This window comes from Nostoc sp., assembly GCF_036919675.1.
In the GTDB taxonomy this organism is placed as follows: Bacteria; Cyanobacteriota; Cyanobacteriia; order Cyanobacteriales; family Nostocaceae; genus Nostoc.
On sequence record NZ_JBALCP010000025.1, the window covers coordinates 24,152 to 49,714 of the forward strand.

The window sequence follows — 25,563 nt, forward strand, 5'->3', positions numbered from 1 at the left end:
AGTATTGTTGCAGCCATGACTAATACGTTTGTACTGTTGAATAAGATGAATCAATTCATCACAATGTGATGGTTAAAATATGAAATCATACTCTAATGCAGCTTAAAGAATAGAATGCCACAGTCTGGACTACTTGAACTAGCACATGAGAAGCTTCACTGGCCGACTCCAACACAAATATTGGAGCCACTTGGTGCTGGCCCGAGTATTTATGCACGGATGGCTAGAGAAAAACTGGGAAGGACTATAAGCAAACTTCCGGATGGCCATGGTGTGCAAATAGGAGTTCTGGCAGCAAATCCTGAAGGTGACTCAACTGAAGCGCCCATTGCCCTTGTGTGTAATTTCGAGATGGAAGTGTCAGAGGCTACTCTTAGAGAAACTTATAAACTCGCATGGAGCTTCTCTCGTACTCCATCATTAATTACAACAGAACCTAACCGATTAAGAATTTGGACATGTTACGAAAAACCACCAAATGAATCTGAGAGCATTCATCCAGTCGTTGAAGTTTCCCGGAGAGAGCTTGAATCTTTCAGTCAGTCTTCTCTTTCAGAACAAGCTGCTGAAACTTTGCGCCTACACTGGGCTGATTTAGTGACTGGTCAGTTTTTTCAAGAATATAGCCAACGGTTTCAACGAAGTCAGGCTGCTGATCAAATGCTACTTAGCAACCTTAAAAGCGTTCGGCAGCAACTCAATGCACTTGAACTTGATTACGATACTATTCATGATTTATTAGCAAGAATTATTTTTATTCAATTTCTTTTCGATAGAAAAGATTCTCAGGGTAATCCGGCTCTAGATGCAAAATTTCTGGCTAATTTGTATAGAATGGGAGAATTATCAGCTAAATACTCTACTTTACCTGAAATATTAATAAATCATAGAGATACTTATCAATTTTTCCGCTGGCTCAACGGCAAGTTCAATGGTGATTTATTCCCAGGTAAAGGAGCCACAGAGGAAGAACGTGACGCTGAATGGCAAATCGAAGAAGCGAAAGTTACACAACCGCATCTCAATTTACTTGCAGAGTTCGTCCGTGGTGACTTGGAAATGGAAAGAGGGCAGAGATGCCTATGGCCATACTATCGCTTTGACGTTATACCTCTTGATTTTATTAGCAGTATCTATGAAGAATTTGTTAGTAAAGAATCTGGTACAGGAATTCATTACACCCCAGAACACATAGTTGATTTCATCCTTGATGGTGTTCTCTCGTGGAATAGTCAAGAATGGAATATCAAGATTCTTGATCCTGCCTGTGGCTCAGGAATTTTTCTTGTTAAAGCATTTCAGCGTTTAATTTATCGATGGGAACAAGCTTATCCGAATAGAAAAATTCAGCCCAGCGATTTGAGGTCTTTACTTGAAAACAATTTGTTTGGTGTTGATGTAGATTCTCAAGCAGTTAGAGTAGCATCTTTCAGCCTGTATTTAACTATGCTTGATAAGATTGAACCTCTGTACTATTGGGAAAATGAGTTTCGCTTTCCAAGATTACGTGAACATCAATTAATAAATGCTGATTTTTTTCAAGAAGATAAAGAATATTTTCGTACCAATTCAGACGTAGTTAAATATGATTTAGTTGTTGGTAATGCACCGTGGGGTAAGAATAGCATGACCTCACTTGCCAAATTATGGGCAAAAGTAAATAAATGGGAGAGTACTTACAACAATATTGGTCTTTTGTTTTTGGCGAAAGCTGCTGACCTGACTAAACCAAGTGGAAAAATTGCAATGATGCAACCTGCTCTTGCTTTGATATTTAATCAGGTAGGTACAGCTCAAGAATTTCGAGAAAAGCTTTTTTCAGAATTCAAAATTGAGGAAATAGTTAACTTATCTGCATTGCGTTTTGGACTATTCAAAAATGCTATCTCTCCGGCTTGCATCATTACAATGTCAGTGATGCCTCCTGATGGTGAGCCTTTGATATATATCTGCCCCAAACCAGCCCTAACTAATGAGGACGATTATCACATACTCATAGAACCACATGATATCAATACAATTTATCCATATGAAGCAATACTAGATCCTTTAGTATGGACATCATTAATGTGGGGAGGAAGACGTGATATTGCGCTAGTTCGCCGATTGCAGAAACAAAATAGTATCGAAACACTAAAGCTTTGTGGTGTTGCTGTGACACGCCAAGGGATTATACGGGGTAATAGAGGAAAGTTACAGGAAATTATTCTTAATAGGCGAATCTTAAAATCTAGTAGATTTCCAGCAGGCACGTTTCTTTTTCTAAAAGCTAGAAAACTTCCTGCTAATGATGATCCATATACTGACTCAGCAGCTTCAACAGATTTTTCTGCCTTTAATGTTCCACAAATGATTCTGAAGCAGAGTTGGCAATCGGCTAGCGGGCGCTTTCAAACAGCTATTATTGAATTAGATGAGCAAGCAAATGAAGGTATTATTTGTTCCGGCAGTTATATCAGTGTTCATGTTGATGAAGAAAATATTTCTGTTCTAAAAGCTGCCTGCTTAAGTTACAACAGTAAGCTAGCAGTTTATTATCTGTTGCTTTCAAGTGGTAGCTTTGCTTCTTATATACACAAAGTAAATGTAGAAGATTTACTGCGTGTACCAATTCCAGAAATTAATCCAGTAATTTTTGAAAATATTCAAAAAATTGACGATATAGATAAATACATTTGTGAAGCATTTTGCTTTAAAGATAGTGAATGGGTACTGATTGAAGATATATTTAGTTACACCCTGCCAGATTTTAAAGGAGACAGTTCTTCTCCTGGACGGCAAAGAACTCGTCGTCAAGATAATCGTCAGTCGCAAAATAATATTGAACCAGAACTTAAGGCATATTGTGAGTATTTTTTGCGAGTTCTCAAAGCAGGATTTGGAAAAGATAAACAAGTTTGCGCCACCATATTTCAGGAGCAAACTAGCACTCGTCTTCCGGTCCGCTTAGTTGCAATTCATCTTAATAGACCAGACTATCAAGGAGTGCATATAGAGGCTATTGATTCTCCTAATTTACTGGAACAATTGGAAAATTTGAATCAGTTGTGCTTGGATAGAGGGGCTACAGAAGATGGTGGAATCTTTTATCAGCGTGTTGCGAGGGTTTATGATTCCATGCAATTGAATGGGTTAAAAGTCCCCACTATTTATTTGATAAAACCTGACAAAATTCGTTACTGGACTCGCTCTATGGCTTTAAGGGATGCTGACGAAGTTGCCGCAGATATTATCATGTGGCGTTCAAACTTTGACAAGGAATCTGAGGTTACACAGGAGTCATACAGTGGGTAGAAGAGGTAGAACTATTCTAGAACAGAGGTGGAAAAATACAGATGACTTTGTTAGATTGGCTAAAGAATGGAATCCTGACACCATAACAATTCTCATAAATTTTGTCTGGAAAGGATATGATCTGCTGGTAGAGGAAATTTTATCACAAATTAACTGCAACGAAGCAGAGGAGCAGTTAGAAAGAAGTATCACTCAATCTCTTGAGCGAAGAATTCGTAGAGTTATGACCGGAGATGAGCTATTTGATGTTCAACATGAAGTCTATGAATTGGAAAGTAGTCAATCAGCACAAGCGCAACCACCACAGTATGATATTGCATTCATTCTCAGGGCTAATGAGAGGATTATTTGGCCTTTAGAAGCAAAAGTGTTGAGTTCAGATGGGGCTGTGGCTAAATATATAAAAGAGATAAACGAAAATTTTATAACTTGTCGATATGCCCCCTTGTCTAGCGAGGGAGGAATGCTTGGTTATCTTTTTTCCGGCGATCCTAGCAAGGCTTTTAGCAACATTGAAGCCAAAGTACCCTGTACACTAAGTCATCATCCAGACTTTCCAAACCGTGACCACAAAACTTCGGAGCACAACCGCATAGTTCCATCAAATAAGCAATACCCTGCTAAGTTTCGTTGTCACCATTTGCTACTAAAAATAATCAGTTCAGTGGCTACTACTGTAGCTTGAAAATTTTATTTTTATACTTATTATCTATAAGTCGGGCAATTCTACAGGAGATTGTAATTCTGAATTACTCATCTCATTACCCCCTTACAAATTAATCACGATGCTGACTCCTCTGTTAACAATTCTGATGCTAATTCACTCTTAACTACATCCTCAGAATCACCAGATTTAGAAAAACCATCTGCTACATCTTTGATAAGACCAGCTACAGGTACCGCGATTAGCAAACCCAAAACTCCACCAACATTGGTTCCTACAAGCAAAGCAATTAACACCCATACTGGTCTAATACCAGTGAATTTACCTAAAAGACGGGGTGCGATCGCCTGATCAATTAACTGATCAATCACAACAGCTACCGCAGCAATCTTCACTGCTAGCCAAAAGTCGTGTGTAGCTATTATGAAAGTTATTCCAATCAGACTAATGACATCGCCAAAGGGAATTAAGCTCAAAACCCCAACTCCCAAACCAAAGAGTAAACCAAACTGGACTTGAAAACTTAAAAATAATAATGTTATTGAAACTCCCATCAGCAAAGCTAAAGTTCCCTGACCAATCAAGTAATTTTGGAAGTTTTGCTGAATAGACTGGCTTATCTCCTGGGCAAAATTCCCAGGTAACTTCTTAAATATTCCCTGCCAAATTCTTGGCCCATCTAACAACAGATAAAAAGTCACGACTACTGTGATTAATGACTCAGAAACACTATCGATAGTATCTATAATAATGCTTAAAAGTTTATCTGAGAAAAACTCTAATTCATTAGGCAATTTGTTAGTTATTTGTGTTAATAACTGACTTAAATTCACATTTAATTTGTGCCTAGAAAACCAATCATTTACAATCTGAAGTTTTTCTTCGCTAGAATCAATCCATTGGGGAAGGACTTTAACCATCTCATGAAATTGATCTAAAACAATGGGAACCAAAGTGATACCCAGAGCAACGACAATTAACAATGCTAATATAAAAACTAATGCTACTGCATAGCTGCGTTTAACTCCCCGCTGTTGGAGAACCGAAACAGGATAGTTTAAAACGAATGCAAGCAAAGTAGCTAAAATAAGAATTGTGACGACAGGTTGAAAATTTTTAACAAGCAAAAATGCTAGCCAACCATTGAGAAAGACTAGAGGAAATAGCAGTGTCAAAATTAACCATTTAACTAGTTGATTGAGTGAAAAATTCATCATCAATTTAAAAATCAAAATTATTCTAGTTACTAGATTGAAGCTGAGAATTAAATATGCTCAAGGGGAAATAGATGAGAAAAATCTTTCCCCATTCCCAATTTTCGGTTATTTGAGGACTAAATTTCAGCAAAAGCTAAAAATTGCTCCTCATTTATCCGCCCTGCTTGATACAGAGTATTAGTAATTTCCGAAATAGTTAAAACCGCATGACTACAATAACCATTTTGCTGTAACCTATCTTTCACACCCTGTTCATGGTCGATAAATACCACAATATCATTAACATTCAATCCTGCTGATTCCAACTTTCCTGCCCCTTCCATAACACTTTTGCCGCTAATGAGAATATCGTCAACCACCACAACTGTTTCACCAGGATGAAAGTTACCCTCAATTACTCTCCGAGTTCCGTGGGCCTTCACCTCTTTACGGGGGAAAATCATCGGACAATTAAGACGCAAAGATAAACCAGTAGCAGTAGGTAAAGAACCATAGGGAATACCTGCTAATCTATCAAAATTTAGGTTCTTCAAAATATCTTCATAGGCAGTGATAACTTGATTAAAAACTTGGGGATTAGAAATAATTTTGCGTAAGTCAATGTAATAAGGAAATATAGCTCCTGATGCTTGGACAAAGCTGCCAAACATAATGCAGTCAATATCATAAAGTTGTAAAATCAAATCTTGTTGGGGATGCTGATTTAGCAAACAAACATCAGGGAACCACACAGAACATGTGGAATTTTCATAAATAATTTCAGTTTTTATTTGATTAATTTCTGCGCGTAAAGACTGGATTTCCTGAGATAATTTTGGTTTTCCCAACATATCTTGAGGAACAGGAATTAGCAAACCATCACCATTAGTATTCAAGCCCGCTTCTAAAATTTGCTTCAGGTTTAGTCCCTCCGCCCAGATGCTACGCGCCATAATAATTCGTTCCGGCGCAATTGCTCGAATAAGTGCTAAAACTTCAGGTTTTGTAGTTCCCACTTCCAAACCCAATTGTTCTGGAGTTCCCCAGGCTTTTGATTCTTTTACCACCTGTAAATAAAGGGGTGATTCGTTTGTAGGATATTGCTGTATAGCTTCTGCGCTTGGATTAGAAGTACAGCATAAAATAAACACAGCTTTATCAGGATATACCAAAAAAGGTGCTACATGATCTTGTCCTGTATAGGGACTGAGAGTAATTGCATCTACCTGCCATTCTGTAAACACAGTTCGGGCAAAAATGGTACTAGTATTTAAGTCACTGTGTTTGGCATCTAAAATAACTGGGATATGGGCAGGAATAGCTGCTAAAGTTTTGTACAACAGTTCTAAACCGGGAATACCTAATGCTTCGTAAAAGCCAAGTGTCGGTTTATAGGCACAAACGAAATCAGAAGTTTCAGCAATAATGAATTGTAACCACTTCTCCAAACCAGTGATGAGTTCTTCAGATTCATAATGTACAGGCATCATCTCTGGATTTGGATCAAGTCCTACAAACAGTAAGCTTTGATTTTGCAAGATATTACGATTCAATTTATCAAAAAAGTTCATATTTTTTGTAAAAAAAAAGAGTTATTTAGTTATTAGTCTTTGTGTCTTTGCATCTCACTTTCTATAGTTCGTTTACAAAAACATCGATTCTGTTAGTTGAGTGCCTCCAGCCTTACGTCCTAATAGATAGTGAATCACTCCAAATAGAATAACCATCGGTACTGAGCTAAAGTGGACAATTCGCAATGCTTGCCAACTGCCAAACAGATCCACAATCCAGGGAAATTGAGCAGGTTTATACATTCCTATTCCTGTAAATAACGCCAGCAGCAAGATAGGAATAATTGCTGTATAGGCAATCCGATGCCAAGCATAAATTAGGCGTTGGAAATTTTTACTTTTTTGTAATGCTTTGAAGTCATTGGCACCTACAAACCGATGTCGCCACCGTCGGGTAATTAAAACGTAAATTCCATACCACAAGAGATTCAGCGAGAATAACCACATTGCTGCAAAATGCCAGTGTCTTCCTCCTGCAAGCCAACCTCCTAAAGTAAATATCGGAGGAATGTGCAAACCTGCACGTCCACCAAAAACAGGGTTGGCGTTGTAAATTTGTAGTCCACTGGTGAGCATGATAAACAGACTAATGATGTTACAGGAGTGGAAAATTTTGGCTCCTATTGCTTGAGTGGGTGGCTTTCGAGTTTGAGAGGAAACAGTCGAAGTCATAGATTTTGACTGATAAAATTTGGTGTTTATCTGTCTTAGGTGAATGGCCCACCTAGTTTGGAGGTGGGCATTACTCACTTTCATTTTCCCATCCTATGATTCAGTATTCTGACATTGATGGTCTACCATCTTCTGTTTTAAATGTCAGTTTTAGATATGGTTAGGGTTTTTCTAAGAGGATGTGTGAAAAAAAGATATTTTATCCAGTGTATCCCTAACGGTGATCAACCAATTAGACTGATATGAAAGAAACTTAATCATTATCTACGCTCACCAATGGCTGAAGCGTTTTTCATCGGATCAACCATTGCAGCAGTATACACCGATAATTAGTGCGATGCCTATGGCGGGCTATGCTTATGCGGTGATTATGGCAAAAAGTATACTGATGGCTTGTGCTGTAATTTAAGTGGGAAAAAGACAAGACCAAATTTATCGAACTCAGGTATTGTTAATGTATTGACTTGCATTGTGAATACGACAGCCGCCTTGTTAATGCATCAGCTTGCAAAAATTAATACCTCGTGCCCAAGGTTAATTAGTTAAAAGCTGGCGTGTTTTCTAATAGCGGCATAGTGTCTTGCTGTTGTATTCATCTCAATGACCAACTCTGTGCCTTGACCTAATTGAGAATTACACTTAAGTTTACCTTGATGTTTTTCAACTATAATTTCCCGACTAATTGATAGTCCCAGTCCCTTCCCTTGACCGACTGGTTTGGTGGTAAAAAATGGTTCAAATATCTGTCTTTGGATATGGGGAAGTATGCCTTTACCATTATCAGAAATGCGAATGATAACTTTGTGTTTTTTTCCTAGTAGTTTGTCATTTACCCAAAGTTCATTACTATTTACTAATGATAAATGATTGCTAATAATTTCTGTATGAATAAAAAGAGTGGGAGTAAAGGAATAATCATGTTTTATCCTTTCTTCTAAGGCATCAATGGCGTTAGTCAAGATGTTCATGAATACCTGATTTAGATCACCAGGATAACACTCGATTAAGGGCAATTCCCCAAAGTTTTTAATGACTTCAATCCTTAGTCTATCAGGCTGTTCTTTCAGACGATGTTGCAAAATCCTCAGAACACTATCAAGTCCTTCATGCAGGTCAACCTTTTTCATTTGACCTTCGTCAGAGGTTGAAAAATTCCGCAAGGCGAAAACAATTTCTTTGACGCGCTCAGAGCCGGCTCGCATTGACCACAGCAATTTCAAAAAGTCTGTCTTCACAAAACCAAGGTCGAGGCGTTGCAAATGTAAGGCAATGACTGGGGTCGGTGTGGGATAGTAATGTTGGTAAAGTTCAATGACTCTGATTAAGTCTTCAGCATATTGACTCGCAGGATGGAGATTGCCGTAGATGAAGCTAACGGGGTTGTTAATTTCGTTAGCCATATCCGCCACCAGTTGACCAAGGTTAGCCATTTTCTGGTTCTGCAATAACTGCTTTTGGGTATATTTGAGTTCTTCGAGGGTAGTTTCTAGCTGCTGTGATTTTTCCCTAACTTGGTCTTCGGTAGACTGGCGTTGGACAATTTCTCTTTGGAGTTGTTCAAATAGTTGATATTGTTGAGTAGCGATCGCCTTATCCTGACTAATATCCTTGTGCGTCCCCGCCATCCGCACTGGTTTACCGAATTCATCCCATTGAAATACTTTCCCACAAGCCAGAATCCACTTCCACTCGCCGGATTTAGTCAACATTCTGAATTCGACTTCAAATACGGATGTGCATCCTTCAAGATAATCGTGCAATACCTGATGAATTCTTGGTAAATCCTGTGGATGCACAAGTTGCTCAAAGGATTTATGGTCGTGATCGATTTCGTCTAGTTCATACCCCAGAATGCGCTTCCACCGGGGATCATAATAGGTTTTATTGGTAATCAGATTCCAATCCCACAATCCCAAGCCATTGGCTATTAATGCCATTTGTAAGGCGGCTTGTGAGCATTGACAAGGATCTAAATTTTCTTGAGATAAGTCTTTTTGTCCTTTTTGCAGTGGCTGTGATTCTGGGAAACTCTGGGAATCTTGTACTGAAAGTGGAGCTTCCGGTTCATGGGTAGTGGGTTCTTCGATATGCATAGCTGCTGGTACGATGAGGAAGATATCCTGTAGCTCTCTCTACGCTGTCTTAGCACCCTGACGATCCAGTTATGGACAAATCGTCTACTTGGTTGATTAGGCTGTAACTTAGCTCAGAGATGTATCAGCCCAGATCATCAATTTGGATGGAATTTAGAAAAAGGTAAACAGACGAATGTAACCGCTGTTGCGATCGCCGTGGCCATTTTTTCTAAAAAATAGCTACATTGTGTGCATCTACATTCTAAGATATGTCTAAAAAAAGTAGTTCAAATCACATATAATCACCTAAAAACTCGAAAAATTTTGTAAAAAAAATTTTATGATTAAGTCACGTCAAATATTTCCGGATACAGAAAAATTCTCAAGCCTGGTTTGTAGCTTTTTTGGTAATACCGATTACCTGTGAGGTTGCATAGAACAATTTGCTCAAGCCCCCTGTGTCACAAGCCTGATTTTGTGCAGTTTTACAAAGAATTGGTATAAGAACTAGCTGCTACCCACACAAGGTAGGCTACATTGAGTTCCAAAGAATAATGCTGTGAGAAAATGTCATGCTGAATTAGAGCCGATGAGTAATGACTATAGATGAAGCAGTACTGCTGCTAAAAGCCAGTCAAGCAACCGGTTTAACAACGCTCCAAGAGATCATATTGCGTTCTTCCTGGGAAGGAAAAACCTACACCAATATAGCCAGTGAAGCACACTACGGTGAAGAACGTGTCAGGAAAGTTGCTGCTCATTTATGGCAAGTACTGAGTGATTTTTGCAAAGAACCGATAAATCAATCCAACTTCCGCCAGACTCTAGAAAATCACCATCTTAGCAAAGTCCATCAGCAGTTAGTTAAGGAATTCAACAAAGCAGCTACGGCTATATCCTTAGAATTTCCTAGTGGGCCAGTATCCCTTAATTCCCGATTCTACATCCCTCGTTTGCCAATTGAGGAACTCGCCTACGCAGAAATGGCTGAACCTGGGAGTCTCATCTGCATCAAAGCGCCCAAGAAGATGGGGAAAAGCTCTCTGATTTTGCGGTTGCTTGCACGCGCTAACAATCAAGGTTTTCGCACCGTAACCTTGAACTTTCAGCAAGCAGATAAAGCAGTATTTGCCAGTTTAGATAAATTTTTGCGCTGGTTCTGTGCCAATGTCTGTCGGGAGTTACAGCTAGAACCAAAACTCAATGATTATTGGGATGAAGATATGGGTAGCAAAGTGAGTTGCTCTATTTATTTCCAACAGTATTTACTCTCGGCGCTGGAAAGTCCCCTTGTGTTGGTATTGAATGATGTGGATTGGGTGTTTGAATATCAGGAAATTGCTGGAGAATTATTATCACTGATCCGAACTTGGCATGAACGGGCCAAAGGCGTAGAAATTTGGCAAAAACTGCACCTGGTTCTGGTTTACTCAACTGAAATACTTGTTCCCATAAAACTGAATCAATTACCATTTAATATTGGTTTGCCAATAAATTTACCTCCCTTTACGAAAGAGCAGGTGCAGGATTTAGCACAACGTCACGGCTTGGATTGGACAGATGGTAAAGATGCCGAGAGTTTGATGGCAATGGTGGGAGGATATCCTTATTTAGTGCGATTGGCTTTTTATCACCTTGTGGGTAAAGGGGGACTAGAAGGGGATTTAGAACAGCTATTGCAACAAGCACCCACAGAAACAGGAATTTATCACGAGTATTTAAGGCAGTTTGTGTTAGCACTACGAGATCAGCCAGATTTGGGAAATGCTTTTTATGAAGTAATTAATACTACAAATTATGTGAAATTAGAGCCAGCATTGGCATATAAATTACAGAGTATGGGGCTAATTAATTTAGAAGGCGATCGCAGTACTCCTGCGTGTGAATTATATCGTTTATATTTCCGACAATATCTGAAAAAAAGTGAGAATTTTAACAACGGCTGTTTTAACTCTAATATTAGATTGGCAAATAGACATTATAATCAACGAAGGAACTTATTTAAGGAACTTGAGTAATGGCTAGTGCAACCATCACCAGCAAAGGACAAGTAACTATTCCTCAAGAAATTAGGGATTATCTTAATCTTGATCCAGGTAGTAAAGTTGATTTTGTCATTGATGAAAATGGAACAGTCAAACTGATTCCCTTGAATGTTCCTATCCAAAGCTTATCCGGGATTTTACATCGTCCGGGGATGAAAAGCGCAACTTTAGAAGAAATGGAAGCAGCAATCCAAGAAGGTTCAAGTGATTGGACTTGATACAAATATTTTAGTGCGTTACCTGACAAAAGATGATGAAAAGCAGTGGAAAAAAGCTGCTAAAATTATCGAAGGGGGAGAGCAATGTTTTGTTGCTAATATAGTTCTTTGTGAATTAGTCTGGGTTTTGCGCGGGAACCCTTATCAATTTAGTAGAGAAGAAATTAGTAACACCATAGATTTGATGCTGCAATGTTCTGTATTTGAGTTAGAAAATCGCTCTATAGTTTATCAAGCATTACAGCGATTTCAGCAGGGAAGTGCAGATTTTTCTGATTATTTAATTGGTGTAATTGCTCAAAATTCTGGTTGTAATTCAACAGCAACTTTTGATAGAAAGTTGAGAAGCGAAAAGGGATTTGATTTATTTGAGTAATGCTCATCTCTAAACTAGGCGATCGCTTCTAGATTTACACTTCTTTTGTAGAGCGATGTCTACGACGGGCTACGCCTACGCTTTTCTTTCGGCTCAATGATATACCAAAATGAATGCGTGAATTACTTAAATGAGTAAGCAAACTGGGGTTTGAGAAAGTAAAAGCTCATTTTGCTTGCGGAAAACACCAAAATGAGTAAGTAAAAGCTGCTTTTGAGAAAGTAAAAGCTCATTTTGCTTGCGGAAAACACTAAAATGAGAAAGCAAAAGCTGCTTTTGAGAAAGTAAAAGCTGCTTTTACTTGCGGAAAACACCAAAATGAGTAAGTAAAAGCTGCTTTTAAGAAAGCAAAAGCTCATTTTGAGTGAGTCAAATGCCATTTTAAGTAAATAATCAGGCATTTTTACTTAGTTCAATATGAATTTTAGTTTAGGCGATCGCGCTTTTCAGTTTTATCACGGTACGCTTTTCATAAAACCTCTAAATTTGTAGCTCCATGTAGTTTATTCTGGATTTGAGGGGAGGCGATCGCGTAGATATATTAAACTATTACGGACATTAACAGTATCGCGATGATTCACCCCTAACTGTCGCTCACAAATATCCAAAAGTTGGATGAAAAGGGGTTCGGCTTGGCTGTATCTGCCTTGGGAGTTGTAGAGATTCGCTAGGTTGTTGAGGCTAGTGGCAACAGATGGATGTTCTTCACCCAGCCGCTGACGCATGAGTGCCAAAGCTTGGATTAAAAGGGGTTCGGCTTCGCTGTATCTGCCTTGGGAGTAGTAGAGTAAGGCTAGGTTGTTGAGGCTTTGGGCGACATCTGGATGTTCTTCACCTAGCAGTTGACGCCTGAGTGCCAAAGCTTGGATGTAAAGGGGTTCGGCTTCGCTGTATCTGCCTTGGGAGTTGTAGAGTAACGCTAGGTTGTTGAGACTAAGTGCGACATCTGGATGTTCTTCTCCCAGCAGCTTGCGCCAGAGTGCCAAAGCTTGGATGTGAAGGGGTTCGGCTTCGCTGTATCTGCCTTGGGAGTCGTAGAGTAACGCTAGGTTGTTGAGACTTTTTGCGACATCTGGATGTTCTTGTCCCAGCAGCTTGCGCCAGAGTGCCAAAGCTTGGATGTAAAGGGGTTCGGCTTCGCTGTATCTGCCTTGGGAGTAGTAGAGATTCGCTAGGTTGTTGAGGCTAGTGGCGACATCTGGATGTTCTTCACTCAGCAGCTGACGCATGAGTGCCAAAGCTTGAATTAAAAGGGGTTCAGCTTCGCTGTATCTGCCTTGGGAGTTGTAGAGTACTGCTAGGTTGTTGAGGCTTTGGGCGACATCTGGATGTTCTTCACTCAGCAGTTGACGCCTGAGTGCCAAAGCTTGGATTAAAAGGGGTTCGGCTTCGCTGTATCTGCCTTGGGAGTTGTAGAGATTCGCTAGGTTGTTGAGGCTAGTGGCAACAGATGGATGTTCTTCACCCGACAGTTGACGCATGAGTGCCAAAGCTTGGATTAAAAGGGGTTCGGCTTCGCTGTATCTGCCTTGGGAGTCGTAGAGTAACGCTAGGTTATTGAGGCTAGTGGCGACAGATGGATGTTCATCTCCAAGCAGTTGACGCGTGAGTGCCAAAGCTTGGATTAAAAGGGGTTCGGCTTCGCTGTATCTGCTTTGGGAGTTGTAGAGATTCGCTAGGTTGTTGAGGCTAAAGGCGACATCTGGATGTTCTTCTCCTAAACGCTTTTTAGTGACTTCTAAACATTGTTCATACCAGGGTAAAGCTTGGTTATATAAACCTTGACCATTATAAAATTTAGCGTTGCCGACGAAAGGCCAAAGTAAATCATCATCGCTGAGGTATTGAATGAGATGATTCGCTACTTCAGCTATATGAGGAATGACGGGAGAAACGGCGGTGATTTGCTTAAGGATGAGCGAGTTAGGAATATTATATCGAGCAACTGCTACCATTACCCGGCAAAGCGATCGCTTTAATTCCTCTGCCTGCTCTAAACCTGTAAGCTTATATTGAAAAAACTCCCTTAGCAGCTGATGTAGTTGGTAAATTCCCTCACCTTTGCGCTGAAGTAAATATAAGTTCAACAACTTATCATCTCTAATTTCCTCTAAATCTCCCTCGTCTTCCTCTGGTAAACACTGTTCCACCAACTTCCAAGATATAGGTGCGGCAGCAAATAAACTCAGCAAACAACCAAGCTGCTTGTCATCGTCGTTTAATTCTTGCCAACTTAACTCAAAAGCTGCTAGCACACCCCGTTGTGCTGTCATGTTACCTTCTGACTTCGACTTAGAGAGGGAACGCTCATCTAGTCGTTTTTCTTTTAATCGCCGCAACATTTCTGTTACAGACAAATCCCGTTTCCGCGCTAGATATCGCCCCACTAATTCCAAACCCAAGGGCAAATATCCCAGCCACTCACACAATTGATTTGCTACAGCTAATTCTTTTTCAATTCGCCCCGGTGTTTCTTTGAGTAAAGACTTTAATAACTCCAGCGCCGCTTCTGGTTGCAGCACATCCAAAGATAATTGTGCTATGCCTCCAAAGTACTGACGTGTAGTCATCAGCACTTTAAACCGGGAAGATGGCGATGGTAAATAAGGCTTGACTTGCTCGTAATCGCTGACATCATCCAACACTAGCAGCACATCACCCTCACGCCAATGCCGAAAGCAATATTGGACTTGCGCGAGTAATTTTTGGTTAGAATCTTCTGTTAAATCCTCTGGTGGGTTTAAGTCAAGCTGCGTTCTGGCAAACTGCACAACTTGAATGCCCACATCTCCAGCCTTTGCCAGCAACCAGCAAATTCCACCCTTGTAAGTTTCATGGTGAGCCATTGCATATTGTAAGGCCAATTCTGTTTTACCCAGTCCCCCCATGCCAGCGATCGCGGCAATGGCCACCTGATTATTTTGCTGCAACATCTGATGAAGGTTTTGCAGTTCATCTTTACGTCCAACAAACTTCACCACCCCACTCAGGGGGAGATTTTCAGGAAAACCTTTTGCCTTGGGAGTTTTTCCCGGATTTGTAATCAGGTTAATGTTCCCAACTTTCATATTGCCGGCAACTTGAACATTTTCAAGCGCACTCTGCCGTATTTTCTCAGAGTTAGAGCGATCGTTCATGATTTTAGGCTTTTATGTTCACATTACCAAGGTCAAGATCGTCGCCAAATTGAGAATCAACCACCGCTTCTTGATTCACTGAACCGTCTCTTGTGGCTGCCAAATCTATATTGCCTAATTTAGCCTTACCTTTTACCTGAACTCCCTTGATAACAATTTGATTAATCGTTTCGTTTAATTTTAGCTGCGTCATTAATTCCTGTAAACGGTTGGCAAAGGCTTTATCTTCCTCCATCTGCGTTTCCAGTTCATCTTGGAACTTTGAAGTATTCTTCTCTATAGGATTTTCTTGCGCTCGTGTCAGTAGTCCTTCAGTTCCCGCAGCCTGGAACTTTTCACGAATAGCATTCAAGAGTTGAGCAACTTTTTCTGAAACACCTTTTCCTAAAGTTTTTCCTCCTTCTTTGAGGGCTTCTGAGAAAATAAGAGTTGCGATTCCAGCCGCCGTCAGTGTTACAAGTTCCATAATTATAAAATAGTTAATTGCACTTAGAGATACAAATGTAGCTCTGTCTATTTCGGAAATATATCACACACATTTAGCAATTATCCCCACATCCCGCCTTGCAATCAATTGCAACGCTAATAGCCCAAGTCCACTCAAGTGGACTCAAACCTTTTCTCAGTCTTCTTCAGAAGACTTTAGCTATTAGCCATAGGTTAGAAACCTATGGCGGGTAATGCAACAGACGCAATATCTCCGACTTACGGACTTGAGTTTAATAGATTGTAAATGAGCAATGTATCCGATGGGCTACGCCTACGCCTTCACAACACCATCATTTCATCTCAGAACTCGGAATTTCGACCTTTTTACTTGGAACTTTGACCTTTTTACTCGAAGGTTCGACCTTTTAGCTCGGATGTTTGACCTTTTTACTCGGATGTTCGACCTTTTTACTCGGATGTTCGACCTTTTAGCTCGGAATTTCGACCTTTTAGCTCGGATGTTCCACCTTTTAACTCGGAACTTCGACCTTTTAACACGTAACTCCGAGATAAAAGCTTGAACGTTGAGGCTGAGAACTTGAATTTTACTACTTTGAGGTTAAGCAATGCCTGGGTTGAGCTACGCCTACGCAAAAAATTGCTGGAACCACAGGAGATACAGGCGGATGATTTGAAGGAATAACCGATAAAAGTTACATTTTCCACAGTAACAAACCCTTACCCCCAGCCCTATTCCTTACAATGGAATAGGGTTTTATTCACTTTCCTTCTTGAGGGAATTTCAAACTCAACACACCAACTGATGCAATTTGATACCCAACTGCTACCACGCATTAATGCCACATCCAAGAGAGAAAATGGTAAACAATATTATGTAGATGCCAAGGGAAATCGCTTTCCCAGCGTTACTACAATCCTTAATGCCACTAAATCACAAGCAGACAGAGACAGATTATTAAACTGGAAAGCGCGTGTTGGTACAGAAGAAGCTACCCGCATTACTACATCTGCTAGTCGGCGGGGAACCCAAACACACAAACAAATTGAGCGCTACCTCCTTGGACAAAACCCTGTTTGTCCCGAAGCGAGTCGCCCTTATTGGGAGAGTATCAAGCCAGTTTTACAAGAAATCGACACAGTTAGACTCGTGGAAGGCTCTGTTTTTCATCATGATTTGAGCTATTCTGGCAAAGTTGATTGTATTGCCAGCTATCAAGGTATTCCCTGTATTTGCGAGTGGAAAACAGCAGACAAACCCAAAGGCTCAATTGAGCATTTATATGAACATCCACTGCAACTTACAGCGTACATAGGAGCAGCTAACGAGTATTATCGAGATTATGGCATTCAGCTAAAGCACGCTCTCTTGGTAATAGCAATTCCAGAAATGCCAGCAGAGGTATTTTGGTTTGAATCAGCAGTCATCAAAGATTACTGGGAGCAGTGGGAAAAAAGAGTCGCCCAGTTTTGGGAACGCAGAAGTGTTTGGGGTCGGTGAGTGGGATTGCAAAGAAGTTTTTAGCACAATACAGTTCAGTTAAGCATTTTTTCCTTCTCTCTGTGTTCTCGGCACCTCTGCGGTACCCTGCGGGAAGCCGCTTTGCGTCTACGTTAAAAAAATTGACTTTGATAAAGAGTTTTAACCTTAACCCAAGCGTATTGGTTTTTAGCAGATATGGAAATTTCCCCATTTAGAGGTAGAGGCAATTATTAGTGATTAAAGTAAAGGAGTCAGCAATCGAGCCACTCTCACAGCTAACTTGAACCAAAAAGGTTTTTTATCGTACTCATCAAGATCAACAGGAACACAGACAGCTAAATCATCCTCTAACATCTTTTTCACACTTTGGACAAACCGAGGCTCGGTAACAAAACCCATAACTTCAAAGTTGAGGGAAAAAGAGCGACTATCTAAGTTAACAGTTCCTACGCCAGCTATATTCTCATCAATGACTATAATTTTCTGGTGCATAAACCCATTTTTGTAACGATACAACTTGATACCGATTGTTTCCATTTCGGTGTAGTAAGAGAAGGAACATAAATAAACAAATAAGTGATCAGGTCGATTTGGTAAGAGAATTCGCACATCTACACCTCGCATTGCTGCCAGTTTTAAAGCTGACAATGTTGCCTCGTCCGGCACAAAGTATGGACTAGCAATCCAGAGATGAGTTTGAGCTTGATTAATTAGTTCGACGAAAAAAAGCTTACAAGCTGGTAGCGTATCTGCGGGGCCTGTAGGAAGAATGAATGCAGTTTGATTAGTTTCCTGATTAATTTTTACCTGCCAATTAACTTCGAGAAGTTTTCGAGTCGCCCAATACCAATCTCGCACAAAGGAGTTTTGTAGGCTTTGCACAGTTGGGCCTTCAAGCATCATGTGGGTGTCACGCCAAGGACTCAAGCGAGGATTTTTTCCTAAATATTCGTCACCAATATTCAGTCCACCGACAAATGCTATTTCTCCATCCACCACCAGAATTTTGCGATGATTGCGAAAATTATATTGAAGCCGATTACCCTGACCTTGAGTGGTGTTAAATGCACTTACAGCAATTCCATGCTGTTCTAGAGACTGGATATAAGGGCGAGATAGTTTCTTGGAACCAATTTCATCATAGAGAAAGTAGATGTTTATTCCTTCCTTGGCTTTAGCAATCAATGCTTCTTTAAACTCATTACCAGCTTGGTCATCGTTAACAGTATAGAATTGGAACAAAATATAATTTGTCGCCGATGCAATCTTTTTCAGCATCGCTTCAAAGGTTTGCTGACCATCAATCAGTAATTCGGCAGCATTACCTGATGTGAAAGGAATTTCTGTAAAAGCCTTTGCTAATGGTTGCAACTTGGCTAGATTATCTGGTGGCGCAACCTGAAATTTAATCAGGTCACTATAAATCGGATGAATAAGGTTGTAGTGTTGTGCATAGACTGAGCGCAGTGTTTCAGCATATCCATGAAATTTAGTTCTTCCCAAAATCCAATACAACGGAATAGCTAGCCAGGGAAAGGTAATTAGAGAAATGCTCCAGGCAATTGCCCCTTGGGAAGAACGCACACTCATCACTGCATGGGCTGCATGTGCAACTCCCACGACATGAACAACAACTGTAGTTGTGCTAAAAATAGCTAAAACACCAGCATCTACAAGCATTTTAATTTTTTGGAGTATTGATATAAGTAAATTCTGCCAGCAATGGCTTATGATCGGATGAACAAATTTGGTCTAGCACCTTAGTACTGGCTTTCTTCACACTGAGATTTCGATAAAAGATATGATCTAAAGGGGGTGATAACAGGAACCGTTTAATTTTCTCCTTTTCATGAGGTGCGAAAATTACTGGCGTTAATCCCAATTGAGTTGTTACTTGATTGAGGATAACTGCTCTTTTTTGACTCCAAGTATTGAAATCTCCTGAAAATATTAGTGGGCCCCGATGTGTAGATAACACTAGCTCTAATTCATTTAATTGTATTTTAAATTTATTTAAATCTACAAAATTTATCAAATGACTATTTATTGTCAGGAGAGTTGTGTTTTTATCAGATAGTAGATACTCTGTAACTAAAGAAATTTTAGGAGTTTTAACAATTGGCTCATAATGTTTAGTAGTGAGAACTTTTTTTGTAACTGGACTGATTGTAGCTGCTGTGAAAATCCCTGAATAGCTTTGATGATGAATATCTACAAAATTAGGAGCAAAAGTCCAATTCATTTTCAACCATTTTTCTAATTTATCTGCTTCTAACTTTAGAGAAAACTCTTGTAAAAATATGAGGTTGGGTTGGTAAGTTTCAATTATTGTTGAAAAATCTTTTAACCAAGTTTTATTATAGTTTTGTTTAGCAATATTCCAACAGAGAACTTTAATTGAGTTAATATTAATTTCTGTTTGAAGGGAATTATTTTTATCAATTGTGAGTTCTTGGAGACGAAGAAATCTATAAGATGGAACAAATTTCGTAACGAAAGTGTTTACGTGTTCTTGAATATTAGGCATCACTAATATTAAACTAGATTTTTTCTAGCTTAACGCTATTGGACGGTCGTTAGAGAGTTATGTTGTAAAACTTGGAAAGCTTGGATAGGTATAGCGATCCTATTTTAGTTGTAAAAATTATCGAACCGCCATCGCGCAGCGTCTCGCAGAGAAGCCGCCTTCTCTACGAGAGGCTTTGCCAACGCGCAGCGTCTCGTAGAAAAGAGCGCCAAGAGCAGAAGAAAAGAAGTTTAGGAATCATTTAGGACTGCTATAGATATATAAGCTGTGCCCCTCACTACTGGATTGGAACTGCTGGATTATCTTTACGACTTTGCCATCTGGCGTAACCATCTGATGTTCACCTTCTACAATATCCAGTGGTAATTGCGGTGTGATTTTACCATTTTTGGTAACTGTGGCAATTGTTTCTATACTTTTCATCTCATTTTTCCTTAATCAATCCATCACAGCTAACACAGCTTTCGGCAATAACTTATCTTTAAACCAAACAATTCTCGCGGGAACATCATTTAATTTGACTCCTGCTTTTTCTAAATTAAGTCGCTCGGAAATTGCCAAAATTAAGTCGTCACGTTCAGCCCGTCGCACCTGAGAAAACTTCTTTTGTAAATATTCTGGCCGCCAATAACCAACAATTTCTAATAAGAAGGTGCGTCCATCAGAATGCACCAAGCGAAAATCAGGAATCATCACACTACCGGGGATTGGGATCAAATCAACTTCTCGCTCTAATGCCCAGCCGCTTTTCAACGCATCCCACTTATCAGCAAAGGATGCTTCGAGCATACTATCGTAGGGCTTACCTGGTGGATAATGGGATACCAAACCACATTCGGAATTAAGGGTGAAACGTCCAGTTTTCCAAGTATTTGTATAGGCGTCGCGGCTTTGGAGAATGGACGAAAGACTCCATTTTGTAACGTGAAGTAAAGCGGGAATAAGTTTAGCGATCGCTAACCCATACCGCGTACTAGGATTAAATAAACTCGTCGGCCCGTCAATGGTAATTGTAAACCCGTGGTCAGCATCACCCTCAATATAAGCCATCAATTGAAACAACTTCAAATAGCGAAACAACAGCTTATATTCACCTGGAACATTGCGATGAGCATTTAACACCAGTTGACTGGCCTTATAAAATACACCTTGCACCTGAGATAAGTTATATCGATTTAACAAATCTGGCGCTGTTGGTGCATCAAAAACAGTCAAAATCTTATTTTCAGATAAATCAGCATATAATCCATTTTGAACCTGTTCTAATAAAACTTCCCGTTCAAGTTCTTGAGTTAACTCATCAGCAACTTTACCAAGACTAACTTGTGTTGATTCCCGACTACAAACAGACTTTGAAGCCAACGAAAATACCCGTTCTCTTAACATTTGTGGTTCCAGAGGACTAATCACCTCAAAAGTGCAAAAACTGCTTTTTAGAATATAAGCTAATCCCCGCTTCACCCGATAATCTGTAGAATCTCCTTCAAAATCAGTCAGCTGTCGCTCAAGCACACCCTGAGTCTTCCCCACCGCTGATTGAAAATAATTAATTAACTCAATCGCCAACTCCGAAGTTTTCTGATCAATCTTCAGTCTCTTCGGAATGATCTCCTCCCCGTTTTGGCGATGCATCAGTAAATCTGTCGGTAACATCTGCTGAATTTTGGTTTTTAGATACTTCGACTTCGCTCAGTACAAGCTTTGAGCTTCCGGTTGAATAATTAATTTCTAACTGTTCCGCAGCCTTCAAACTCCTTTCCTTCCCACTCCCATACACAACCTGTAACTTCCCTTTCTTCTCCTCCTCCTCTCTGCGTCCTCCGTGCCTCTGCGGTTCGTTATTCCTCTCCCCTCTTCGCCTAGCCGAAGTCCCCTCCTCACTTGTATCTTCCGCCACCACCTCATATAAAATCGCCTGCTTATTCTCAATATTCCCCTTCCGTAAAATCCTCCCCAACCGCTGAGTATACTCCCTAGCCGAACCAGTTCCGGATAAAATAATCGCTACAGAAGCCGCCGGCACATCAACACCTTCATTCAATACATGAGAAGCAACCAAAGTATTATATTTACCCTCTCGAAACTTTGTTAATATCTCATGCCGTTCCTTCACAGGAGTTTGATGAGTAATTGCTGGAATTAGCAACTCTTGAGAAATCCGGTAAACTGTCGCATTATCAGCAGTGAAAATCAAAATTCTTGCGGGATAATGTTCCGCCAATAAATTAACCAGAATTCGCAATTTCCCATCAGTACCTAAAGCGATATCTTTCGCTTCCCGGTGCGCTAACATAGCTCTCCGTCCAGATTGCGATCTAGCACTCATTTGCACGAACATTTGCCAACCTTGAAGACTCCCCAAAGAAATCCGAGATTGCTTTAAAAAGTCGTTGCGTGTTTGAATTAACTGGTTGTATCTTTCCCGCTCAAGTTGTGATAACTTTACCTTAATTTGGACAATTTCATGTTCTGCTAACGCCTTCCCCGCCAAATCTTCAGCGCGTTTGCGATATACTTCTTCACCAATGAGGATATTTAAGTCAGCGTGTTTACCATCAGTGCGTTCTGGTGTAGCAGAAAGTCCCAGTCGATAGGGTGCGATCGCATATTCAGCAATCACCCGATTAAAATCTGTCGGTAAATGATGACATTCGTCAAAAACAATCAACGCATACTGATTCCCCAACGTTTCGGCGTGAATTGCAGCACTGTCGTAAGTTGCAACTAGAATAGCTGTTCTATCCCGTGAACCACCCCCCAGCAATCCCACCTCAGCATCAGGGAAAGCCGCCACCAAATGTGCATACCACTGATGCATTAAATCCAAAGTTGGCACTACAATCAGCGTCGTGCGTGGCGTTGACTGCATCGCCATTTGCGCCAAATAAGTCTTTCCCGCCGCTGTGGGAAGCACAACGACCCCTTGTCTACCCGCCAGTTTCCAAGCCGCTAGCGCCTCAGTCTGGTGAGGATAGGGTTCCATTTCCAGACTGGGAACCAAATCTACAGGATAAAATTTCTTCGCCTCATCAATAAAATTAACATCTTCCGCTTGTAGTGCTTCCACTAGCGATCGGTATCTAATTGCTGGAATGCGGAATTTTTGAACTCTATCATCCCATGTAGCATAGTCCATCCAACCTTTGCCGCGTGGTGGTGGATGCAAAATTAATGTGCCACGATCAAAATTTAATGTAGGGGTACGAGCCATTTATGGAGATTGGGTATTGGGTATTGGGGATTGGGGATTGGGGATTGGGTATTAGAAAAACTCTTCCTTGTCTGCCTAGTCCCTATTCCCTAGTCCCCAATCCCCACTCTATTGATTACTAATAACGCAAAAAGGTATCGGCTCAATCAATTGTATAGGCACTTTAAATACAAAAAAACCAGCCTCCCACAGCTGGTCTGAAAAATGTTTTTTTGTGTTGTCTTCTCAAGAGAGTTAAAACCCAATTGCGCGTTCCCAAAATGCAACAGGCAACTTTTCTTAACAATATTGTAACAGCCAACACAGATTTTTCCTGAATATTCATCAAAAAAAGATATGAACAAAGCTTAAAAGCCTCTATCTATCAGGATGATTCTGCAAATTGTAGGGTATAGATGGGGAAGGTGAGGGGCAGCAGAGGGGAAAGATGTAATTTTTCATTCTGCCCCATGCCCAATGATGACCATTTGTGGTTTTCCCCAGAGGATGCTCTCCTGCTTGTAAATTGCAATTCCCGGTTTTGCTCCTTTGGGTTTGTAGACGTGTTTTAGCTGAGTGTAAACTACTGGCACTTGATCACTCTGACGGGCGCGACTGTAGTATGCAGCAAGATTAGCTACAAATTGCAAATCAGCTTCTTCTGCAACAGCACCCGGTTCTAGACGTAGTAGCACATGGCTCCCTGGAATTTCTTGAGCGTGGAACCATAAGTCATAATCTCCAGCTACCCGAAAGGTCAATTGGTCATTCTGGCGATTGTTGCGACCAATTAATACTTCAAAGCCGTTGGGGGTAAGGTAACGATGAAAGTTGGTGCTGGGGACTTCATTGGCGCTGCGGCTGCGGTATTCTGGATCTTCTAGATACTTTTGTCCAATCAACTCTTCGCGGATTTCTTCTAAAGTTCGCAAATCTTCTGCTGTTTGGTAGGTGTCTATCTGAGCGATCGCAGCTTCTACTTGTTCTAAATACTCAATTTCTGTCTGCACTGACAACAGTAGCGGTTCGACAGCAGAACGAGCGCGTTTGAGCTTTTGGTGCTGTTTGTAAAGACTTTGGGCATTTTGGACAGCATTTTTATCTGGCTGGAGAGCGATCGCTACTGGCAAACTTGTATCAAAATCAGAAAGGATAATTTCCTTCATCCCCGGTTCCCAGTTTTGCAGGTGAGCCATCAATAAATCAGCTTTTTGTCGATACTCATCGGCTTGATCTGATTGCTGCAAGCGCGTCTTAAAGGTTTGCGCCTTATTCCGTAATTTTGTCAGAATATTATTCAATTTCTGACTCAACTGATGGCGTAATTGAGAAAATAGCTGTTGATTGATCTGGTTACTGTAGTAGCGGTTAAGTAACTCCTGAATATCTTTGACGTTTTCAACTCCACCCCAACCCATTACGGTGTAGCCATCTTTTGTCCAAGCTGGTTGAAACTTACTGGAATCCAAGGCTTGCAGCCATTCTTGCCAGCGCTCAAATAGCCGTTGCCAATCGTCGGGGTTGAAGCTATCAGTGGATGTTTCTGGTGCAATATTTGCTTCTAATAGCATTAACTCCAGTAGGGCTGCACTCAAGCCACTATAACTTTTCAGCAATTGCCGCTTGATTGCTCCTGGCACTAGACTTACCCGTTCTTGCCAACGTTGTTGGGATTCGCTCAAACTGGGGACAGTTCCAGTCAGTTTTGGTGGTGTTTCATAAGGTTGTCCGGTTTGGATGGGACGGACACTAGATTGTTGCTGACTGACTTGATGGGCTGCGGTGATAATTATATTGCTGGCGTCGGTGAGAATGACGTTACTATACTTGCCCATGATTTCTGCATAGACATGATACAGGGCGCTTTCTCCGGGACGACGGGCAAATTGCAAATCAATAACCCGCTCCCAAGGGGCGATCGCTTCAATAGCCACCAATGCCAAACCACTCAATTGGTGTATTAGTTGTTGACTAAAGGTAAAAGTATCTGGCGATCGCGGTGGTGGCTCGCCAATACAAATATGTGCAGCTTGAGGATGCCAAGAAATCTCTAGCCAATCTCGCTGTTTGAGGGTGCGTAATGCCATAGCAATAGTGTAGCGATCGCGCTGGTAAACCTGTTCTAAGCGTGATGGTAGCCAGTTAGCGCGGATTTCGCTACAAGCAGCTGTGAGAGTGGTAAAGTCAACTGGTTGCAAAGCGATTAGTTATTAACATTCAAATGGTAGCGATCACTATGCTTTTATTTTCGTTTAGTCAAAGCATAGCAGACCTCAACTATCATAGCGGTTACTTGGTTTGGTGATAGCTGCGAATCAAAAAACGCAGAAATCTATCATAAAATAGACTTCTACGCTTAAGTAATAATTTACTTTTTTATACAGGTTGCTTTTAGGATCTAGTTTTGCAAGCTGAAGCGATCGCTGCCAAAGTTAAACCCAAAGTCCTGTAATTGTCACTGCTTTAATTTTATAAGCAAGATGGAATTCTGTAAGTGTTATGACAATAAATGTGATTCTTATAACAGTAAAACTGAAGTTATAAGTTTAGATTACAGAGACATCCACTTATGGTTACTAACGCAATTAATTCGGCAGGAAGTCTTGATGAATTTACAATTGCTATTAATAACAGTTAAAAAGGCAAATTTGTCAACCAAGTTATATAC

The 25,563-nt window shown here is 40.5% G+C and carries 19 protein-coding genes; 7 read left to right on the forward strand and 12 right to left on the reverse strand.

The window, feature by feature from the left end; translation table 11 throughout:
• Nucleotides 1-219 precede the first annotated feature (219 nt).
• Together V7K49_RS03380 and V7K49_RS03385 are read left to right on the forward strand one after the other, a co-directional pair.
• Nucleotides 220-3,294: an HsdM family class I SAM-dependent methyltransferase gene (locus V7K49_RS03380; protein ID WP_335204504.1), complete on the forward strand. Its 3,075-nt coding sequence runs from the start codon at nucleotides 220-222 to the stop codon at nucleotides 3,292-3,294.
• A complete protein-coding gene (locus tag V7K49_RS03385; RefSeq protein ID WP_335204506.1) occupies nucleotides 3,287-3,979 on the forward strand; it encodes a hypothetical protein in 693 nt (230 codons plus the stop codon). The genes V7K49_RS03380 and V7K49_RS03385 overlap by 8 nt, the downstream gene beginning before the upstream one ends.
• A gap of 95 nt (nucleotides 3,980-4,074) precedes the next feature.
• Here the strand turns inward: V7K49_RS03385 and V7K49_RS03390 are convergent, their stop codons facing one another.
• The 4 genes from V7K49_RS03390 to V7K49_RS03405 all read right to left on the reverse strand — a co-directional run bounded on the left by V7K49_RS03390 (nucleotide 4,075) and on the right by V7K49_RS03405 (nucleotide 9,490).
• The gene (locus V7K49_RS03390) at nucleotides 4,075-5,172 is read right to left on the reverse strand and encodes an AI-2E family transporter (RefSeq protein WP_335204542.1); all 1,098 of its coding nucleotides are present in this window, start codon (nucleotides 5,170-5,172) and stop codon (nucleotides 4,075-4,077) included.
• 119 nt (nucleotides 5,173-5,291) lie between these two features.
• Nucleotides 5,292-6,725, reverse strand: coding sequence for a bifunctional orotidine-5'-phosphate decarboxylase/orotate phosphoribosyltransferase (locus V7K49_RS03395; RefSeq protein ID WP_335204508.1), 1,434 nt, complete (start codon nucleotides 6,723-6,725; stop codon nucleotides 5,292-5,294).
• A gap of 72 nt (nucleotides 6,726-6,797) precedes the next feature.
• The gene (locus V7K49_RS03400) at nucleotides 6,798-7,397 is read right to left on the reverse strand and encodes a cytochrome b/b6 domain-containing protein (RefSeq protein ID WP_335204509.1); all 600 of its coding nucleotides are present in this window, start codon (nucleotides 7,395-7,397) and stop codon (nucleotides 6,798-6,800) included.
• Nucleotides 7,398-7,939: 542 nt separating this feature from the next.
• Complete coding sequence (locus V7K49_RS03405) at nucleotides 7,940-9,490, reverse strand: PAS domain-containing sensor histidine kinase (RefSeq protein ID WP_335204510.1); 1,551 nt, start codon at nucleotides 9,488-9,490, stop codon at nucleotides 7,940-7,942.
• Nucleotides 9,491-10,068: 578 nt separating this feature from the next.
• On the opposite strand from V7K49_RS03405, the gene V7K49_RS03410 reads away from it, so the two are divergent.
• From V7K49_RS03410 to V7K49_RS03420, 3 genes are read left to right on the forward strand one after another with little or no spacing between them, the layout of a single operon-like run.
• Complete coding sequence (locus V7K49_RS03410; RefSeq protein WP_335204512.1) at nucleotides 10,069-11,490, forward strand: AAA-like domain-containing protein; 1,422 nt, start codon at nucleotides 10,069-10,071, stop codon at nucleotides 11,488-11,490.
• Entirely contained in the window at nucleotides 11,490-11,735 is a 246-nt protein-coding gene (locus V7K49_RS03415; protein ID WP_334867980.1) for an AbrB/MazE/SpoVT family DNA-binding domain-containing protein, read from the forward strand. Before V7K49_RS03410 ends, V7K49_RS03415 begins: the two co-directional genes overlap by 1 nt.
• Nucleotides 11,722-12,111 (forward strand): PIN domain-containing protein, encoded by a 390-nt coding sequence (locus V7K49_RS03420; RefSeq protein ID WP_335204514.1) that lies wholly within the window; start codon nucleotides 11,722-11,724, stop codon nucleotides 12,109-12,111. The genes V7K49_RS03415 and V7K49_RS03420 overlap by 14 nt, the downstream gene beginning before the upstream one ends.
• Nucleotides 12,112-12,614: 503 nt before the next feature.
• Here the strand turns inward: V7K49_RS03420 and V7K49_RS03425 are convergent.
• The gene (locus V7K49_RS03425) at nucleotides 12,615-15,248 is read right to left on the reverse strand and encodes a tetratricopeptide repeat protein (RefSeq protein ID WP_335204516.1); all 2,634 of its coding nucleotides are present in this window, start codon (nucleotides 15,246-15,248) and stop codon (nucleotides 12,615-12,617) included.
• A 4-nt stretch (nucleotides 15,249-15,252) separates the two neighbouring features.
• Nucleotides 15,253-15,714 carry a hypothetical protein gene (locus V7K49_RS03430; RefSeq protein ID WP_335204517.1) on the reverse strand — a complete coding sequence of 154 codons (462 nt, stop codon included), beginning with the start codon at nucleotides 15,712-15,714 and terminating at the stop codon, nucleotides 15,253-15,255.
• 274 nt (nucleotides 15,715-15,988) lie between these two features.
• Between V7K49_RS03430 and V7K49_RS03435 the strand changes: the two genes are divergently transcribed.
• Nucleotides 15,989-16,258, forward strand: coding sequence for a hypothetical protein (locus V7K49_RS03435; RefSeq protein ID WP_335204519.1), 270 nt, complete (start codon nucleotides 15,989-15,991; stop codon nucleotides 16,256-16,258).
• Between the two features lie 242 nt (nucleotides 16,259-16,500).
• Nucleotides 16,501-17,196, forward strand: coding sequence for a PD-(D/E)XK nuclease family protein (locus tag V7K49_RS03440; RefSeq protein WP_335204520.1), 696 nt, complete (start codon nucleotides 16,501-16,503; stop codon nucleotides 17,194-17,196).
• Nucleotides 17,197-17,415: 219 nt separating this feature from the next.
• On the opposite strand, the gene cls is transcribed toward V7K49_RS03440, so the two are convergent.
• From cls to V7K49_RS03470, 6 genes are all read right to left on the reverse strand, one after another.
• Nucleotides 17,416-18,858: a cardiolipin synthase gene (gene cls / locus V7K49_RS03445; RefSeq protein ID WP_335204522.1), complete on the reverse strand. Its 1,443-nt coding sequence runs from the start codon at nucleotides 18,856-18,858 to the stop codon at nucleotides 17,416-17,418.
• 1 nt (nucleotide 18,859) lies between these two features.
• A complete protein-coding gene (locus tag V7K49_RS03450; protein ID WP_334871333.1) occupies nucleotides 18,860-19,705 on the reverse strand; it encodes an endonuclease/exonuclease/phosphatase family protein in 846 nt (281 codons plus the stop codon).
• 237 nt (nucleotides 19,706-19,942) lie between these two features.
• Nucleotides 19,943-20,128 (reverse strand): hypothetical protein, encoded by a 186-nt coding sequence (locus V7K49_RS03455; protein ID WP_334871332.1) that lies wholly within the window; start codon nucleotides 20,126-20,128, stop codon nucleotides 19,943-19,945.
• 15 nt (nucleotides 20,129-20,143) lie between these two features.
• Nucleotides 20,144-21,358: a DUF790 family protein gene (locus V7K49_RS03460; protein ID WP_335204524.1), complete on the reverse strand. Its 1,215-nt coding sequence runs from the start codon at nucleotides 21,356-21,358 to the stop codon at nucleotides 20,144-20,146.
• Entirely contained in the window at nucleotides 21,288-22,916 is a 1,629-nt protein-coding gene (locus tag V7K49_RS03465; protein ID WP_335204526.1) for a DEAD/DEAH box helicase family protein, read from the reverse strand. The genes V7K49_RS03460 and V7K49_RS03465 overlap by 71 nt, the downstream gene beginning before the upstream one ends.
• Before the next feature lie 437 nt (nucleotides 22,917-23,353).
• The gene (locus V7K49_RS03470; protein ID WP_335068127.1) at nucleotides 23,354-25,093 is read right to left on the reverse strand and encodes an Rqc2 family fibronectin-binding protein; all 1,740 of its coding nucleotides are present in this window, start codon (nucleotides 25,091-25,093) and stop codon (nucleotides 23,354-23,356) included.
• Between the last annotated feature and the right edge of the window lie 470 nt (nucleotides 25,094-25,563).

Coding starts and splice junctions, on each gene's coding strand:
- V7K49_RS03400 (WP_335204509.1), bottom strand. CDS start 7,397: ATGACTTCGACTGTTTCCTCTCAAACTCGAAAGCCACCCACTCAAGCA.
- V7K49_RS03465 (WP_335204526.1), bottom strand. CDS start 22,916: ATGGCTCGTACCCCTACATTAAATTTTGATCGTGGCACATTAATTTTG.
- V7K49_RS03430 (WP_335204517.1), bottom strand. CDS start 15,714: ATGGAACTTGTAACACTGACGGCGGCTGGAATCGCAACTCTTATTTTC.
- V7K49_RS03395 (WP_335204508.1), bottom strand. CDS start 6,725: ATGAACTTTTTTGATAAATTGAATCGTAATATCTTGCAAAATCAAAGC.
- V7K49_RS03405 (WP_335204510.1), bottom strand. CDS start 9,490: ATGCATATCGAAGAACCCACTACCCATGAACCGGAAGCTCCACTTTCA.
- V7K49_RS03460 (WP_335204524.1), bottom strand. CDS start 21,358: ATGTTACCGACAGATTTACTGATGCATCGCCAAAACGGGGAGGAGATC.
- V7K49_RS03455 (WP_334871332.1), bottom strand. CDS start 20,128: ATGAAAAGTATAGAAACAATTGCCACAGTTACCAAAAATGGTAAAATC.
- V7K49_RS03440 (WP_335204520.1), top strand. CDS start 16,501: ATGCAATTTGATACCCAACTGCTACCACGCATTAATGCCACATCCAAG.
- V7K49_RS03415 (WP_334867980.1), top strand. CDS start 11,490: ATGGCTAGTGCAACCATCACCAGCAAAGGACAAGTAACTATTCCTCAA.
- V7K49_RS03390 (WP_335204542.1), bottom strand. CDS start 5,172: ATGAATTTTTCACTCAATCAACTAGTTAAATGGTTAATTTTGACACTG.
- V7K49_RS03380 (WP_335204504.1), top strand. CDS start 220: ATGGCTAGAGAAAAACTGGGAAGGACTATAAGCAAACTTCCGGATGGC.
- V7K49_RS03450 (WP_334871333.1), bottom strand. CDS start 19,705: ATGCCTAATATTCAAGAACACGTAAACACTTTCGTTACGAAATTTGTT.
- V7K49_RS03410 (WP_335204512.1), top strand. CDS start 10,069: ATGACTATAGATGAAGCAGTACTGCTGCTAAAAGCCAGTCAAGCAACC.
- V7K49_RS03435 (WP_335204519.1), top strand. CDS start 15,989: ATGTATCCGATGGGCTACGCCTACGCCTTCACAACACCATCATTTCAT.
- cls (WP_335204522.1), bottom strand. CDS start 18,858: ATGCTTGTAGATGCTGGTGTTTTAGCTATTTTTAGCACAACTACAGTT.
- V7K49_RS03425 (WP_335204516.1), bottom strand. CDS start 15,248: ATGAACGATCGCTCTAACTCTGAGAAAATACGGCAGAGTGCGCTTGAA.